Origin of the sequence: Duncaniella sp. C9 (genome assembly GCF_004803935.1) — a bacterium.
In the GTDB taxonomy this organism is placed as follows: domain Bacteria; phylum Bacteroidota; class Bacteroidia; order Bacteroidales; family Muribaculaceae; genus Duncaniella; species Duncaniella muris.
Genome location: NZ_CP039547.1, coordinates 2,873,333 through 2,887,739 on the forward strand (window position 1 = coordinate 2,873,333; position 14,407 = coordinate 2,887,739).

The 14,407-nt window shown below is 44.8% G+C and carries 21 protein-coding genes; 19 read left to right on the plus strand and 2 right to left on the minus strand.

Features of this window, described 5'->3' with window-relative positions; translation table 11 throughout:
• Nucleotides 1–69: 69 nt before the first annotated feature.
• The 9 genes from E7745_RS12040 (at nt 70) to E7745_RS12080 (ending at nt 8,118) form a co-directional block, all read left to right on the plus strand.
• A complete protein-coding gene (locus E7745_RS12040; RefSeq protein WP_160659063.1) occupies nt 70–1,185 on the plus strand; it encodes a Fic family protein in 1,116 nt (371 codons plus the stop codon).
• Nucleotides 1,182–2,048, plus strand: a complete 867-nt coding sequence (gene fic / locus E7745_RS12045) for a protein adenylyltransferase Fic (protein ID WP_136408906.1) — start codon at nt 1,182–1,184, stop codon at nt 2,046–2,048. Before E7745_RS12040 ends, fic begins: the two co-directional genes overlap by 4 nt.
• Nucleotides 2,049–2,257: 209 nt before the next feature.
• Nucleotides 2,258–2,656: a helix-turn-helix domain-containing protein gene (locus E7745_RS12050; RefSeq protein WP_136408907.1), complete on the plus strand. Its 399-nt coding sequence runs from the start codon at nt 2,258–2,260 to the stop codon at nt 2,654–2,656.
• A 109-nt stretch (nt 2,657–2,765) separates the two neighbouring features.
• Complete coding sequence (locus tag E7745_RS12055; RefSeq protein ID WP_124076298.1) at nt 2,766–3,872, plus strand: site-specific integrase; 1,107 nt, start codon at nt 2,766–2,768, stop codon at nt 3,870–3,872.
• Nucleotides 3,873–4,038: 166 nt separating this feature from the next.
• A complete protein-coding gene (locus tag E7745_RS12060) occupies nt 4,039–4,383 on the plus strand; it encodes a type II toxin-antitoxin system RelE/ParE family toxin (RefSeq protein WP_107033383.1) in 345 nt (114 codons plus the stop codon).
• Nucleotides 4,376–4,687, plus strand: a complete 312-nt coding sequence (locus E7745_RS12065; RefSeq protein ID WP_107033382.1) for a helix-turn-helix domain-containing protein — start codon at nt 4,376–4,378, stop codon at nt 4,685–4,687. Before E7745_RS12060 ends, E7745_RS12065 begins: the two co-directional genes overlap by 8 nt.
• A 234-nt stretch (nt 4,688–4,921) precedes the next feature.
• Complete coding sequence (locus E7745_RS12070) at nt 4,922–5,866, plus strand: DUF1848 domain-containing protein (RefSeq protein ID WP_124076303.1); 945 nt, start codon at nt 4,922–4,924, stop codon at nt 5,864–5,866.
• A complete protein-coding gene (locus E7745_RS12075; RefSeq protein ID WP_107033380.1) occupies nt 5,863–6,642 on the plus strand; it encodes a hypothetical protein in 780 nt (259 codons plus the stop codon). Before E7745_RS12070 ends, E7745_RS12075 begins: the two co-directional genes overlap by 4 nt.
• An 18-nt stretch (nt 6,643–6,660) precedes the next feature.
• Entirely contained in the window at nt 6,661–8,118 is a 1,458-nt protein-coding gene (locus E7745_RS12080) for a hypothetical protein (RefSeq protein ID WP_136408908.1), read from the plus strand.
• Between the two features lie 67 nt (nt 8,119–8,185).
• Here E7745_RS12080 and E7745_RS12085 read toward each other — a convergent pair whose 3' ends face one another.
• Together E7745_RS12085 and E7745_RS12090 are read right to left on the minus strand one after the other, a co-directional pair.
• The gene (locus E7745_RS12085) at nt 8,186–8,710 is read right to left on the minus strand and encodes a GNAT family N-acetyltransferase (RefSeq protein WP_136408909.1); all 525 of its coding nucleotides are present in this window, start codon (nt 8,708–8,710) and stop codon (nt 8,186–8,188) included.
• A gap of 11 nt (nt 8,711–8,721) precedes the next feature.
• Nucleotides 8,722–9,036, minus strand: a complete 315-nt coding sequence (locus E7745_RS12090; RefSeq protein WP_136408910.1) for a HigA family addiction module antitoxin — start codon at nt 9,034–9,036, stop codon at nt 8,722–8,724.
• A 351-nt stretch (nt 9,037–9,387) separates the two neighbouring features.
• On the opposite strand from E7745_RS12090, the gene E7745_RS12095 reads away from it, so the two are divergent.
• The 10 genes from E7745_RS12095 to E7745_RS12135 all read left to right on the plus strand — a co-directional run bounded on the left by E7745_RS12095 (nt 9,388) and on the right by E7745_RS12135 (nt 14,398).
• Nucleotides 9,388–9,774: an AlpA family transcriptional regulator gene (locus tag E7745_RS12095; RefSeq protein WP_136408911.1), complete on the plus strand. Its 387-nt coding sequence runs from the start codon at nt 9,388–9,390 to the stop codon at nt 9,772–9,774.
• A gap of 4 nt (nt 9,775–9,778) precedes the next feature.
• Entirely contained in the window at nt 9,779–10,144 is a 366-nt protein-coding gene (locus E7745_RS12100; RefSeq protein ID WP_124076059.1) for a DUF3987 domain-containing protein, read from the plus strand.
• Nucleotides 10,131–10,916, plus strand: a complete 786-nt coding sequence (locus E7745_RS12105; protein ID WP_136408912.1) for a DUF6371 domain-containing protein — start codon at nt 10,131–10,133, stop codon at nt 10,914–10,916. The genes E7745_RS12100 and E7745_RS12105 overlap by 14 nt, the downstream gene beginning before the upstream one ends.
• A 1-nt stretch (nt 10,917) precedes the next feature.
• A complete protein-coding gene (locus tag E7745_RS12110; protein WP_136408913.1) occupies nt 10,918–11,328 on the plus strand; it encodes a DUF3408 domain-containing protein in 411 nt (136 codons plus the stop codon).
• A 185-nt stretch (nt 11,329–11,513) separates the two neighbouring features.
• The gene (gene mobC / locus E7745_RS12115) at nt 11,514–11,879 is read left to right on the plus strand and encodes a plasmid mobilization relaxosome protein MobC (protein ID WP_136408914.1); all 366 of its coding nucleotides are present in this window, start codon (nt 11,514–11,516) and stop codon (nt 11,877–11,879) included.
• Nucleotides 11,860–12,660, plus strand: coding sequence for a relaxase/mobilization nuclease domain-containing protein (locus E7745_RS12120; protein ID WP_136408915.1), 801 nt, complete (start codon nt 11,860–11,862; stop codon nt 12,658–12,660). The genes mobC and E7745_RS12120 overlap by 20 nt, the downstream gene beginning before the upstream one ends.
• Complete coding sequence (locus E7745_RS12125) at nt 12,644–12,835, plus strand: hypothetical protein (protein ID WP_136408916.1); 192 nt, start codon at nt 12,644–12,646, stop codon at nt 12,833–12,835. The genes E7745_RS12120 and E7745_RS12125 overlap by 17 nt, the downstream gene beginning before the upstream one ends.
• 18 nt (nt 12,836–12,853) lie before the next feature.
• A complete protein-coding gene (locus tag E7745_RS12130; protein ID WP_136408917.1) occupies nt 12,854–13,534 on the plus strand; it encodes a hypothetical protein in 681 nt (226 codons plus the stop codon).
• On the plus strand, nt 13,531–14,034 hold the full coding sequence (locus tag E7745_RS14895; RefSeq protein WP_160631898.1) for a hypothetical protein: 504 nt from the start codon (nt 13,531–13,533) through the stop codon (nt 14,032–14,034). Before E7745_RS12130 ends, E7745_RS14895 begins: the two co-directional genes overlap by 4 nt.
• Nucleotides 14,035–14,173: 139 nt before the next feature.
• Nucleotides 14,174–14,398: a helix-turn-helix transcriptional regulator gene (locus E7745_RS12135; RefSeq protein ID WP_136408918.1), complete on the plus strand. Its 225-nt coding sequence runs from the start codon at nt 14,174–14,176 to the stop codon at nt 14,396–14,398.
• The last annotated feature ends 9 nt before the right edge of the window (nt 14,399–14,407 follow it).

Consider the following 14,407-nt stretch of genomic DNA (forward strand, 5'->3'; position numbering starts at 1 on the left):
GGATCAGGGACATAAAGAGAAGGCTGATGCTTGGCAGACGAATATCGGAAGTCTTTAATGAATGTAATCATGGCATACCAAGATAAATATCAGGAGTTTGAGCAGTATTTGCGTTCCTCTGAGCCGGATAAGGTGCAAAGGGCGAAGAACTGGTCTATTGCCATCGGCTTGCAGCAGGTTGATGGGTTGACGCCATCGGATTTTCTTGTATCGCAAGCTAAAGAGAATATCGAAGGGAAGATAAGCACTGAAGATGTACGCCATCGACTTGAAGAGTACTATCAGCAGAAAGATGTGCGGGAAAAGGCAGAGGCGGACAGAACTCTTGAGGCGGACGGTGTATCTGAACGAATCAATGCTCTGTTGGCGCAAAAGGCTTTTACTTTCTCTCCTATGGAGTTGGCACATATTCACGGCTATCTTTTCAAGGGTATTCTGCCTCATGCCGGATTGTTCCGCACATATAATATCACTAAGAATCAGTGGATTCTTGATGGTGATACAATCGAATATGCCAATGCCGGGAATTTGATGGACCTGATGACATTTGATTTCTCTGAGGAAAAGAAGTTTGATTATAGTAGCCATTCCGCACAGGAGGCGATCAACCATATCGCCCGATTCATATCAAGCGTTTGGCAGATTCACGCTTTCGGCGAGGGCAATACCCGCACTACTGCCGTGTTCCTGATAAAGTATCTCCGTAGTTTCGGCTTTGATGTCAACAATGAGAGTTTTGCCAAACATTCATGGTTCTTTCGGAATGCGTTGGTTAGGTCTCAATATGAGAACATCCCCAATGGGATTCACCGCACATTTGAGCCACTTGAACGCTTCATGAACTTTGCGGTGTTTGGCGTACCTGCCGACTTGCGAAATCGCACACTTCACATCAGATGGAGTGAAGATAAACGTCAGTCTGACGTTTCAAAGGACGCTAAACGCCAAAATGACGTTTTGGAAACGCCAATGCGTTTAACCGCGCACCTTTCCCTGAAGGAGATGGCTGTAATAAAGATGATTCAAGAGAATCCTCAAATCTCAATCGCAGCCATTGCAACCAAAACCGGACTGAGCAAGCGAACGGTTGATCGCGCCATTGCCTCCCTAAAAGAGAAAGCAATCCTCTCACGTATCGGAGCAAAGAATAATGCCACTTGGATCATAAACAAATCTGAATCATGAGCGACAAAATATCAATACGATTTTTCAATGACCGCGAAGTGCGTGCAGCATGGGATAGCGCTAACTCTCAGTGGCTCTTCTCGGTAGTAGATGTTATTGCAATTCTCACTGAAAGCAAGAATCCACGCAATTACTGGAAAGTGATGAAGCACCGTCTGGCAAAAGACGGAAACGAGTTGGTTACAAAATGTAACCAACTGAAGATGGCTGCTGCTGACGGGAAACGTTATCTTACAGATTGCCTCTCGCAAGCAGACATACTTTCTCTCATTGATGCCACCCCAAGCCGAAATGCAATGGCGTTTGCGAAATGGCTAATCACGGGAGAAGACCAGCTTGACAATAAAAGTCGTGACAAGGCATACGAGTTGTGGGATAGCTCGTTGATGTCGACCATTGAGGTAGGAACAGTAATGGGTCTGCAGCAAATTCATTCATATCTCTTCGGTGGATTATATGACTTTGCCGGTAAGATACGTACTAAGAATATTGCCAAGGGTGGTTTTCAGTTTGCTATGGTGCAGTATCTACCTACTTCGCTGTCCACTATTGAGAGGATGCCGGAAACTACATTCGATGAGATTATGGACAAGTATGTGGAGATGAACGTGGCTCATCCATTTATGGAAGGCAATGGCCGCAGCACACGTATCTGGCTAGATATGATGCTGAAAAGGTCATTAAAACTTTGTGTCGACTGGAGTAAGGTCGGGAAATCGGAATATATGGATGCAATGGTTGCAAGCGTGGTAGATTCCGCTTCAATCAAGAATCTTATCAGACCGGCTCTCACCGATCGTATTACTGACCGCGAGATGTTCATGAAAGGCATCGACTACTCATATTACTACGAAGAAGAATAACTGTCAAATTTTATTACCGCCGTAATTATTACCGTGGTAATAATTACAGTGGCTGAGATGCCAGATCAAATTTGGTTATTTGTCTGACAATCGCTAACTTTGCCATTGAAATAAGCAACTGATATGGTTGCACATAATGGAGCTGAGACAGCCCAGGATATGACAAAATTGCTACTTCGCTCACTTTCAGTCACTTTCTGCGAGATGGCTTGAACCAGTTAAACCGCAAACGCTTGACACTTAACCCCCTTCCCAAACTGCATCGGAAAGAAGAAATTACCGAATGGTACACCGCTGCGGAGATACAGGAGCGTTATGGCATGTCGCTCTCGGCAATCTATAATCTTGTCTTAAAGGAGAGAATTCCGAAAATGAAAATAGGTTGTGAAGCCCGCTATTCAAAATGGCATTTCGACAAGGCAAAAGGTGTTGCAGTCAATGAGCCGGAATACTATACGATTCCGGAGGCAATTGAAAAGTACAACATGACACGCGACCAAATTTATCATTATGTAAAGACCTATGGCATAAGCAAGATTAAGGTCGGAAGAATCGTCAAAATATCAAAGCAAGAGCTTGATAATCTGTTTTCTCCACCCAAGATTTGATGCGGTGGAACTACGGTGGGCTATCGGTGGGAATTGCCCTTAACAGGGTGTTTGAGTCCACTATTTGAACACTCCCTACCTTCGCATCAAATCTCTAAATCAAACGCGTATGAATACATGCACCAAAGTTTTCCTTCGTCAGAAGGCTATTTCGGGTGGACGCATATCGCTCTACCTTGATTTCTATCCTGCCATCCGTAATCCTCATACCAACCGGATGAGCCGCCGTGAAACCCTCGGTATCTATATCTATGCCTCGCCCAAGAATGAGCGGGAGCGTCAGTTTAACTCCTCAATGCTTGAAAAGGCTGAAGCTATCCGCTGCCGTCGCTTCGAGCAGTTGCTTAACGAGCAGTTCGATTTTCTTGATAAGGAGAAGCTGCGCATGGACTTTCTTGCCTACTTCAAGCAGAAATGCCGTCAGAAGTATCAGAAATGGGACTGCGTTCTCCGACACTTTGAAATCTACTGCAAGGGCAAGTGCCGTTTCTGCGATCTGACAGTTGACTTCTGCAAGGGCTTCCGTACTTATCTTCTCTCTGCCCAACGTCAGCATAACAATGGGAAAGGGCCAATCTCACACAATTCGGCGGCAGGATATTGGTCGACATTCCGTGCCTTGCTGAAAATGGCTTATCAGGAGAAATATCTCCGCGAGAATGTCAATGACTTCCTTGAGAAAATCGAGTGGAAGGAAGTCAAGAAAGAGTTTCTTACACTCGCGGAAGTCAAGCTGCTTGTCGCTATACCTTGTAAGATTCCCGTTCTGAAACAGGCGGTTTTGTTTAGCTGTATGACCGGACTTCGCATAAGCGACATTCTGCAACTCTCATGGGAGCATATCCAGATGGGGCAGGACGGAGGCTATCTTATCAGAATGTGTACTGAGAAAACCGAGGAAGAAACCAACCTCCCTATCAGCGATGAAACTCTCGCACTCTGCGGTGAACGTTCGGAAGGGCTGATTTTCAAAGGGCTCAAACGCCACATGGTGAATCATCCGCTGAAAGAGTGGATTAAATCCGCAGGCATATCAAGACGGATAACCTTCCACTGCGCCCGCCACACATACGCTACACTCCTGATTACCAACGGCACCGACATCTACACTGTCAGCAAAATGCTAACGCATAAAAACGTGGCCACCACCCAGATCTATGCAGAGGTCGTGAACCAAAAGAAGCGCGATGTCGCTAATTCCATCTCGCTGAAATAACGTCCAAGTGAAACATCCCAAATATTAAAAGCGAATCACCCCAAAAACACCGATTTGTTTGGAATCATAATCTGTGATGCCATCAACTCAATCTCTCTGAAATAAATACATGAATAATTTTGCCAAAGTAAACTTTTTAGTTAACTTTGCGGTTACATAATAAGATATGGCGAACCGAACCATAAAGCTATACAAAGATTACTTCAAGGAGTTCTACGTGGCTCAGACTGATGCAGTGAGACGCAAAATAAACTACTGCATCAACGTTGTCAAGACTGTGGATAGAGTTCCAAAGACCATTCTGAAGAATATGGAAGATGCGGACGGGTTATATGAAATTCGCGTTGAAGTCGGAAATAATATATTTCGCATCTTCTGTTGCTTTGACGAGGGTTCACTTGTAATTCTCTTCAACGGTTTTCAGAAGAAGACTCAAAAGACTCCCAAGCAGCAAATCGAGCGAGCTAAAAAAATAATGAAAGAATACTTTAACGATAAAGAACATGAATAAAGCAAAGAAAGAAGCCATCATGAAGGCGCGTACATTCGACGAGCTTCTTGATGCAGAATACGGCAAAGCTGGCACCCAGGAGCGTGAACAATTTGATGCCGACGCAGCTGCCTTTTGTCTGGCCGAGACGCTTAAAGCAGAACGTCTTAAAGCGGGACTGACGCAGGAACAGCTTGCTGAGCGTATCGGTACAAAGAAAACCTATATATCCCGTCTTGAAAACGGGAAATCCGATGTTCAGCTCAATACCCTCTTCCGAATCTTCGAAGGTCTTGGAAGACGTGTGTCGTTGACGATTTTGTAAATAATCCCAATGCACGAGCCGAAAGAACAATCATATTTAATTATGGATACTCTTGTAAAAACTTGCCGATATCAGCAAGTTTTTACCGTGTTAGACTCAACTTTGATAAAAGTTTTGCCGATAAACAGACTCTATTCGGTTTATATATGGCTTTTTTGCCACAATTATAATGTATAACATTTATTAGCATTAGTGCGCCTTATTATTGCCCATGTTTGATATTAAATTTGCACCATGAAAAACGAAAAGCAAAAACTTACATTAGATGACGGCAATATTGTCGATGCTCAGACTCCGCTGATTGTTTCAGCAAGTCGAGCCACCGATATTCCGGCGTTCTACAGTAACTGGTTTTTCAATCGTCTCAGCAAAGGGCATGTAAGATGGCGTAATCCCTACAATGGCAAGGATTCATACGTTTCTTTTGACAATACCAAATTTATCGTATTCTGGTCGAAGAATCCTGCGCCGCTATTTCCGTTCCTGCCAATCTTGAAACAAAAAGGGATTGGTTGTTACGTCCAATATACACTTAATGACTACGAGGCCGAGGGATTAGAGCCGAGTGTTCCACCTTTGCACGGGCGAATTGAAACATTCAAACGTCTGGTTGATGAATTGGGCTTAGGTTCAGTCGTTTGGCGATTCGACCCGTTGATTCTGACAGACAGAATTTCGGCAGAGGATTTATTGCATAAAATCAGCAATATAGCAGGCGGATTACGCGGATATGTCGAGAAACTGGTGTTTAGTTTTGCTGATATATCCTCGTATCGCAAAGTCGGTCGGAATCTTTCCGATGCAGGGATAAACTATCATGAGTGGTCGGAGGACGAAATGGTTGAATTTTCACGCAGACTGGCAGATATGAAGCTCGGTCTCGAACTTGCGACCTGCGCCGAAAAAGTTGATCTGTCAGAATTTGGAATCAGTCACAACCGCTGCATAGACCCGGAGCTGATATGCCGATTATCGCCGGAATTAGAACCTTTGATACGCAATTCTAAAACAGACAAAGGCCAACGCTCACTCTGCGGTTGTATCACATCAAAGGATATTGGGACTTACAATACCTGCCCGCACGGATGCGCATACTGCTACGCTAACACGTCCCCGGTTTCCGCCCGTCAGAATTACCTTCGGCATCAGCAGAACCCAGACAACGACTCAATTATATGAAACAGACATCAGCATTTCATTTTATCCCACAATTCAATGCCTCTCGATTATCGTTTGACGATGTTGTGGAGTCTGTGAAACAACATATCAACTCACTTTCAGAGAATAAACAAAAGAAGCTGAAAGATGAGTTGGGAAACGGCCTCGCCAACCTCACGACTAAAGAGCAGCTTGATATGTATATATCTTCTTACGGAGAAATACATAGACAAAAGCTTCAGATAGCGTATGACCGCATCCCACATAAGGTATGGTCAGAAGGAAGTATCTCTGTCGTTGACTATGGTTGTGGCCAATGTATTGCAGAAATGGTGTTGTCTGACTTTCTTAAGAACCATTATATTGACAACGATAAAATATCCGATTTCACTGTAATCGAACCAAGTAAAGCTTCACTGACGCTAGGATTACAATATTTGGAGCAGTTCTATGAAAACTCTAAAATAACAGCATATAATGTCTCTGCCGGACAATTGACAGAAGACGATATACGTCCGCAATCTGATACGGTAATCCATCTATTCTCGAATGTTTTAGACATCATTGAGTTTGAACGTCACAACATTGCCAGTATTTTAAATTCAGACATGAGTCACAATCATATTTTAGTATGTGTCAGTCCTTTTTATCAAGAGAATGGACGAGGCGCACTCATGGATGAGTTTGGCAATATGTTACGTAGCATGAGATGTGAATATAAATTAGAGAAACACACTGATGATTGGGAAAACCCATTCAGTTGCCAGGTACGCATATTTGTGAGTGCTTATTATTAATTTCGTCTGAACAAAATCGTGGGTGGAATTGTCTATAAAGACGTAAAAATTTTAATCCTCTATTTGCTTATTAGAAATACGCCCCAGCGCACGAGGATCTATGCTTCCCCTACCCGGGACAAAATTTTTATCTGGAGTGCCGTTGTTGCCGGATGTGGCATAATGGCTTTACTTGGTCGCCACGCTTCCATTCATCGTTTTGGTACCGACCAATTTACCGGCAATGTACTCTTTGCCGTTTTCTTTGTCCTATCAATCGGTCTTTATTGTGGTTTTCAATCAGTAATCGAAGACTTGTTCAACCGCCTTTCGGCTCTTTTTCGTCGCCGTGAAGTCATGGCTATTGCCGAAACTCCGACCAGTGAAAAGGTATCAGTAACCACGATAGATGTATCGGAAATACAGGAGCAATGCTCTGAGCCAATTCCAAAAACTGCTTGTGTAGCAGAGAACAAAGAAGAATCGAAAGTTGCCATTCCTATGAATGAAAACCGACCGTTTGAGGTATTGGAAATCGTAGACGATATGCGTCATATACGTTTCCCTGATGGAGAAGATGCTTATGTAGGCATGGAATTATCTGACGATGAGATTCTGATTGAGAAATCATATAATGATTCGAGAGACTATGATGCTGAACTTGAGGAAGCATACAACGTAGATCTTGACTCTATGACAGATGAGGAGCGTTATGACCATGAACACGGAGTTACCCGCATTCAAAAGAAGCGGGAATATGATGAAGATGTAGGTTTCTTCTCATCGGTATGCATTCAGGATGTTCACAAGAATCCGGATGGAAGTACTTTGATAGAGGAAACAGAGCAAGAGGTTTACGTTACTCCCGATGGTTCGGTGTATTATCTCGAGGACATGGGTCCAATTTGTGATTTCTATGAGAAACATAAAGACAATATCGAATCGCACGAGGAGATAATGACACGAAAGCAGCGATGTGATGAGGCGTTTAACGAACTAAAACGTCACGAAGAACTATATAATCTTGAACAAGTGTCGTTTATCTGTGCATATATCACACATACGATGGAACAGTTCATGGAGTCTCACGAACTGGACAAACTACACAATAATGCAAAAATCTGGACAGTCAATCCGTTAGCCCGGTTCGATGCTGTTCAGCTACGGAGCAATCACCTGTCAAAAGAAGACCTGAAGCATCTTGGCTATAATGTCGGGAAATTCCTGAAACTGAAAGGCGAAAACATAGCCTTATTCATCAAAAATGTATTTGCTAAAAGTTTCGGCTCCGTGCAGGTAGGAACTATTATTGCGAAACTTGCCGATAGGAATCCGGGGAAAGACCGCATTCCTTTACTCTCTGCCAAAGAAATGAATTATCTTTTCGAGCATTATAAACGCTATAAGACCATTAATCTCGACATTATCCCCAAGAGATTGGCAGAGGAAGAGGTTAAAGCCAAATTAGAGGCAGCTAAAAAGAAGAATAGGAAATAACAAGGGAACTTCCCGGTATAGTATTGGCGAATAGCCGTGACTTTTGTCATGGTTATTCGCCCTTTTGTTATAAATCAAGCTTATAAAGCACATGAACACACAGCGGAGAATCATCCGACAGATTAGGATGCCTGAACTCTCCGGCCTTTACCATTCCAATCTTTTGCATCACACGCTCTGACGGTGCATTTATCTTGGCAGTGAAAGAAAACAGCCTTTCAATCCCCGCACTCTTTGCCAGACTCAGCACAACTTTGGCTGCTTCGGTTGCATATCCCTGATTGTGATAGTCAGCGGCAAGACGCCACCCTATTTCAACTCCGGGAGTGAAGTCTGCATCGAAACCAATCTCATGCAGTCCTACATATCCGATAAATTCACATGTGGATTTTATTTCCACAGCATATAATCCCCAGCCTTTAGAGTCAAACTCATTCTGAATACGATTGTAGAAAGCCTCTGTCTCAGCATTACTCAGTGTTGCTGGGAAATAGCGCATAACACGTGAGTCCTTGTTCATCTCGGCGAACAAATGTAAATCCCCTGGCTTCCACGAGCGAAGAATCAATCGGTCTGTTTCAATAACTATCATTCAAAAATACTTTACAACACTGCCGCAATATTACGAATTGAAGAAAGACGCTTCATAAAAGATGCGTCTGACTTCGCCATCTGCATATTATAATCACTTTGCAGATTAAGCAATAAATCAGCCGGTATATTCAATGCCGCTTCTATAAGTAAAGCTATTTCGGTATTAACCCCTCTCTTCCCTTTGATTATCTCATTAAGCAGAGAATGCTTTACACCTATACTCTCGGCGAGTTTTGCCTGAGTAAGGCTATTTGCCTCAAGTTCATCTCGGATAAGTTCTCCCGGATGAGTGGGTTCAAACGGAGTAAGATTGTTAGCTATCATATAACTGTATTACGATGCAAAGATATAAACAGTTTTCAAACTTCACAAATTTGTGAAGTTTGTTTTATCTAAACTTACATCATTACATCGAACCCTACATCGGGCAACTTAATATTGCATTAAGTCAAGATCGCTTAAATTTAGGTTATCTGTAATCCCAACCATCAAATCACTCTAAAATTCATTTAATCACCACTTGAAAAGTTTATGCACGACCCGAATTGATACTCAATAGCTTACAGGATCAAATGAGGTTATTTTCGGTTATTTCAAGGTGTCCATATGACACTGACAACTCACTTTCAATCAGCGCGGTTTTATTTCCGTAAAACAATTTAAAATCGTACTGATATGGAAACATCCAAAATCTCTTTCGACCAGCTGCCACATGTGGTAAGCGATCTATCCGAGAAACTCGATCGAGTGCTTGACCTGCTTGAAAAGGCAGGCATCGCCGGCCTCTCCAAACAGTCCAAGTCCTCATGCAGACTCGTGTATGCGAAAGAGGCTTGCCAGATAATCGGCAAGTCACTTTCTACCCTCTACCGCGCGGTCAAAGTTCCGAATGACCCCATTCCGAGCTATAAGCGCGGCAAGCTCCTCTATTTTTATGAGGATGAAATCTACGCATGGATCGAGGGAGGGCGCAAACATTCCGCCGCTCCTTCTCTCGCCGAAACAGCAGCGGCCATCACTGCCGGTATGAAACGCCGTCCCCGCGGGGGCTATAATTTCTGAGCCTATGGAAAAGAATATTACTCCGGACTCTGTAATCAGCGCACTGATGAATCACGCCAAAACATCCGACAATGATTTTCCGGTCCACGTGTTCCCCGCCAAGATGCAACGGATTATACTCGAACTCAACACAACCTGCGGATTTCCGAATGACTACACGGCATCGGCTATGCTCGCTGCAATATCTGTGGCAATCGGCAATACACACCGAATCGAGGTGAAACGCAACTGGCAGGAATCGGCAATCGTGTATATCGCGATTGTCGGACGCCCTGGAGACTGTAAATCACATCCGCTTACATTCGTGATGCGCCCGCTGGTCAATGCCGATTGGAAAACAATCAGGGTTACTACCGATGAGCAGGATTGATGATGCAATGGTGGAGGCCACCATGCGTGGCTACGACCGCAATAATCTCTTTGCTTTCGTGGCGGCGATAATTGGAAGTGATGAAGCACGGCGATTGATGGAAATGTATCGCGTAGGCACATCAAAGCATTGGCAAGGTGCCACGGTATTCTGGCAAATCTCAAATGATGGTGAAGTCCGTGGCGGAAAGATTATGCTGTATGACCGATTGACCGGACATCGTGTTCAGGAGCCGTTTCCACACATCAACTGGGTACACTCGGTGTTGAGATTGCCCGACTTCAAGTTAACCCAATGTTTCTTCGGTGAGCATCTGCTCCCATATATCCGCGACAAGCCGGTTGCCATTGTGGAGAGTGAGAAGACGGCAATACTCGCAACACATTACCTCCCGCAATATCTGTGGCTCGCTACAGGCGGCAAGTGCAGTTGTCTCAACCGCGAGGCAATCAAAGCACTCCGAGACAGAGAGGTGATGCTGGTCCCCGACCTAAACGCTACTGACGATTGGCGCAAGAAACTGACGCTATTCGATGATTCCGGAATAAAGGCGACACTGTTTGAATCGCTTGAACAGATGGCTACCGATGAGCAGCGTACACAAGGTCTTGACATTGCCGACTTTCTGATATCCGAGCAAACTCCACATGGCATCCTTGAACAAATGATGCAACGAAATCCGGCATTGCGCCAACTTGTTGACGCGCTACATCTGGAACTCGTAGGCATCGAAGAATACAAACTGAGCGAAAGCTCTCTAAAATCTGAATGAAATGGCACAATCAAAAATCTCAAATCCTCAGTCATCCGAAATGACTGATATGTCTAACAATTCCATTTTCTCTGAAACTATGGAAAATCCTACCAACCCAGAAGTTCAGCCCATCGCTGAACAGAGCGAAGCCGCTCAGTCAAAGTCACCTCGCCCCACTGCCAAACAGCGCAAGAGCGAACTCGAAGATTACCGCACCGCTTTCTTTGCCCCGATTAAACTCGGCAAGGACAACAAACATCAGGTAGCAATCAGCAATGAGACGTTTGACCGTGTCGAGCGCACTGCCCGATTCTTCGGTGGTCCCGGCTACAGCGTCAGCAACTTTGTCGAGCACATCATCAATGAGCATCTTGACAATAACGCCGCCAATTATGAAGGCTGGTTCACACTAATCAGTAAATCGTTCTGACCACTGCTCCAAGGCAGTGAAAATGGCGAAGCCATCGGCAACGCCGGTATCCGGATATTCTGTAAGGAATAGGAGGATAGCAAGGTAGTGGCAATGTAAACATTTCCGACCTTGCATCCTCCGTTACCGGGCGGCTGGAGTCCGTTCCCGATGGTCACAAAGTCGAATCTCAAAATCCCAAGACAATGACATTCACAAGAAGAAAGAAAGCTCCTCCGGGAGCATCCGAGAAATCTGGCAAGTCATACGTTGTCAGTGTCAGGCTCAATGAAGAACAGTATCAGACCGTTCAGGAAAACTGTCGAAAATCCGGCAGAAAGTTGTCTGACTTCTGGCGCCACGCTCTGCTCAACGCCAAGGTTACGGCAGTAGCCACACCCGATGATATGGCGATTCTGCGTCAGATCGGGAGCATGGCGAATAATCTGAATCAGCTTGCGAAGAAAGCCAACGAAGCGGGTTTCAAACTCGTGGAGTGGTCTCTCAAAGGTCTGAGCAAGGAGATAAAAACGCTTTATACAAGACTGTCTTATGATTGGAGGCATAACTAAAGGAAGCTGTTTTTCCGGCTGCGTAGAGTATGTTCTCGCGCTGAAAGAGAAAAACAAAGAGGCACGTCTGCTCTATTCCGAGGGTCTGCTGACCGATACGCCGAAAGATATTATCGACGGTTTTGAGTGTCAGCGACATCTCAACAGCAGGGTCAGACACTGGTGCGGACACATATCTTTGTCCTATTCTCCGAAAGATGCCGAGCGCATGAGCGATGAATTTATGGTGAAACTCGCGCTGGAATATATGGATAAAATGGGTATCAAAAACACCCAGTTTATCATAGCCCGGCACCTCGACAAGGAGCATCCTCACTGTCACATCGTCTATAACCGGGTGGATAATGACGGCAAATGTGTAAGCGACAGTTTCGAATATTACCGCAACAACGAGATATGCGACGAGATGAAAAAGAAGTACGGTCTGACCTATGGTGAGAACAAAGACCAAGTGAAAACTGAGCGTCTTAAAGGACGGCCGAAAATCCGACAGGAGATTTATCTCGCCGTTCAAGCCGCCAAAAGATCAGCAAAGGACTGGACTACTTTTCAGCGCGAACTCTCACAAAAAGGTGTAACGGTAAGGAAAAAATTCCGACGTGGCTCTACCGAAGTCGACGGTCTTTCCTATTTCAAGGACGGGCAAAAGTTCAAAGCTTCGCAGGTTGACCGCAACGGCAGATGCTCCTACGATGTCATCTGCAAGGCTCTTGACCGGAACAAAAAAACGGCAGTCCCAGCCGGCATCGCCCTCGCCAAAACCAATGCGACAGCAGCCTAAACAGGGACCAAATGCAGTCGGCAAAGTGCTTGAAGCGGGAGCCAATATTGTCGAAGGACTCGGCAATGCACTCGGTGGTCTCTTCCAAGTCGGACCTGCCTATGACCCGGAAGAGGAGGCTTTCATCAACGAGATGAAACGCCGCCAAAAGAGAAAAAGAGGCAGAAGTGTGTAATTTCAAAAACTGAAAAACATGAAAGGAAATTCTGAAAATTTCTCGGAGAATATTCTCCAGAACATAGCTGACGACCTCAGCACAATCAATGGTACGTGCACCGAAATCAAGGAGTCGCAACTCAACTGCGCCACCGCCGACGATCTGAACAATATGGGTACCACCATAACGTCAGCCGTTACAGAAAAAGTCGATGAGATGCAGGCATCCATCGAAACACAGACGCAGACGGTCAGCGAAATCGGGAGCAATCTGACAGCCTCAGTCGATGACCTGAAGACTGAAATCACCAACAAGATTGACAACTTCACCGCCAATCCACCGGTACAGAAGATTGAAAAGACAATCCGTATCGCCAAGGAATCATGGCAAGTCTATCTCACCATGTTCATCTCGGTGTTCACCTTCATCTTCTTCGGAGCTGCCACTATCTGGCAAGAGTCGCGCATCGAACGAGCCCGTATCTCCGACATCAAGTATCACTACATCCTGATGCACGGAGGAGTTAACTCCGAAGGACTCGACAGCATTCAGAGCTGGTTCCGCGACCCTGAACGTGTCAAGCAAATCGAAAAAGAGGTGAAAGACTACGAAGACCGTGTGCAGGAAACCGCCCGCGCTCTCGATCAGAAGCACCGCCTCGAAGAAAAAATCAACGAACTCAATTCACAAACAAACCCCAAATCCAACAGAAAATGAAAGTATCCAACAACCTCAATCAACTCCTCTCCCGTGTGAAAACCCTCTTCGGCCACAAGGCTCCCAACGAAGAAAAACCGACAGAATCTACGACACAGCAGCCACTCAATACCGACCAGCGTGTGCGAAATGCACTCGCCGATGTAGAGAACTATCTCGCCGACAAATTCGGCACTCAGCCTTCCAATCTGACCTACAAAGAGTACAGCAATGGCATTAGCCTCACCTCTGACGACCCGACATTTTCTACTGCACTTGTCGTCCTGACACAGACCAAGGGCATGCTCAATCTCCCCGACAATGTAATCCTCTTAGGCTACGTCAAAACTGACAAAGGCGATGACTACCTCATCGAACTCCTCGGAAACTTCATCATCTTCCTCAAAAGACTTGGGCTCAAACACCGCATCCAACACCTCGCCATCGCCTTCTCGAAAGAGCACTATGACACACCATACGACGTCAAAACCGCCAACATAACCTGCGTCCGTCTCTACTAATCCCTCATCCTTCTCACTCGCCCCGACAAGAATCATCCCCTCTTGTCGGGGCATTTTTATGCTTAATAACATATATCGCCCTTATGGTTGTGTGAAAAATTTTCACTAAATTTGCAGCCGAACAATAGATTTGAATTTTATGGAAACAGACATAAATCGCATAAAAGTAGTTTTGGTTGAAAAGAAGAAGACAAATAAATGGTTATGTGAACAGCTAAATGTAAATCCATCAACTGTTTCAAAGTGGTGTACAAATTCTTCTCAACCAGATCTTGAAACGTTAGTTAAAATAGCAAATCTCTTAGAAGTAGAATTAGCAGATTTAGTGAATAAGCAATGTTTATCAAACGTATCTAAAAGTTGATAAATCATT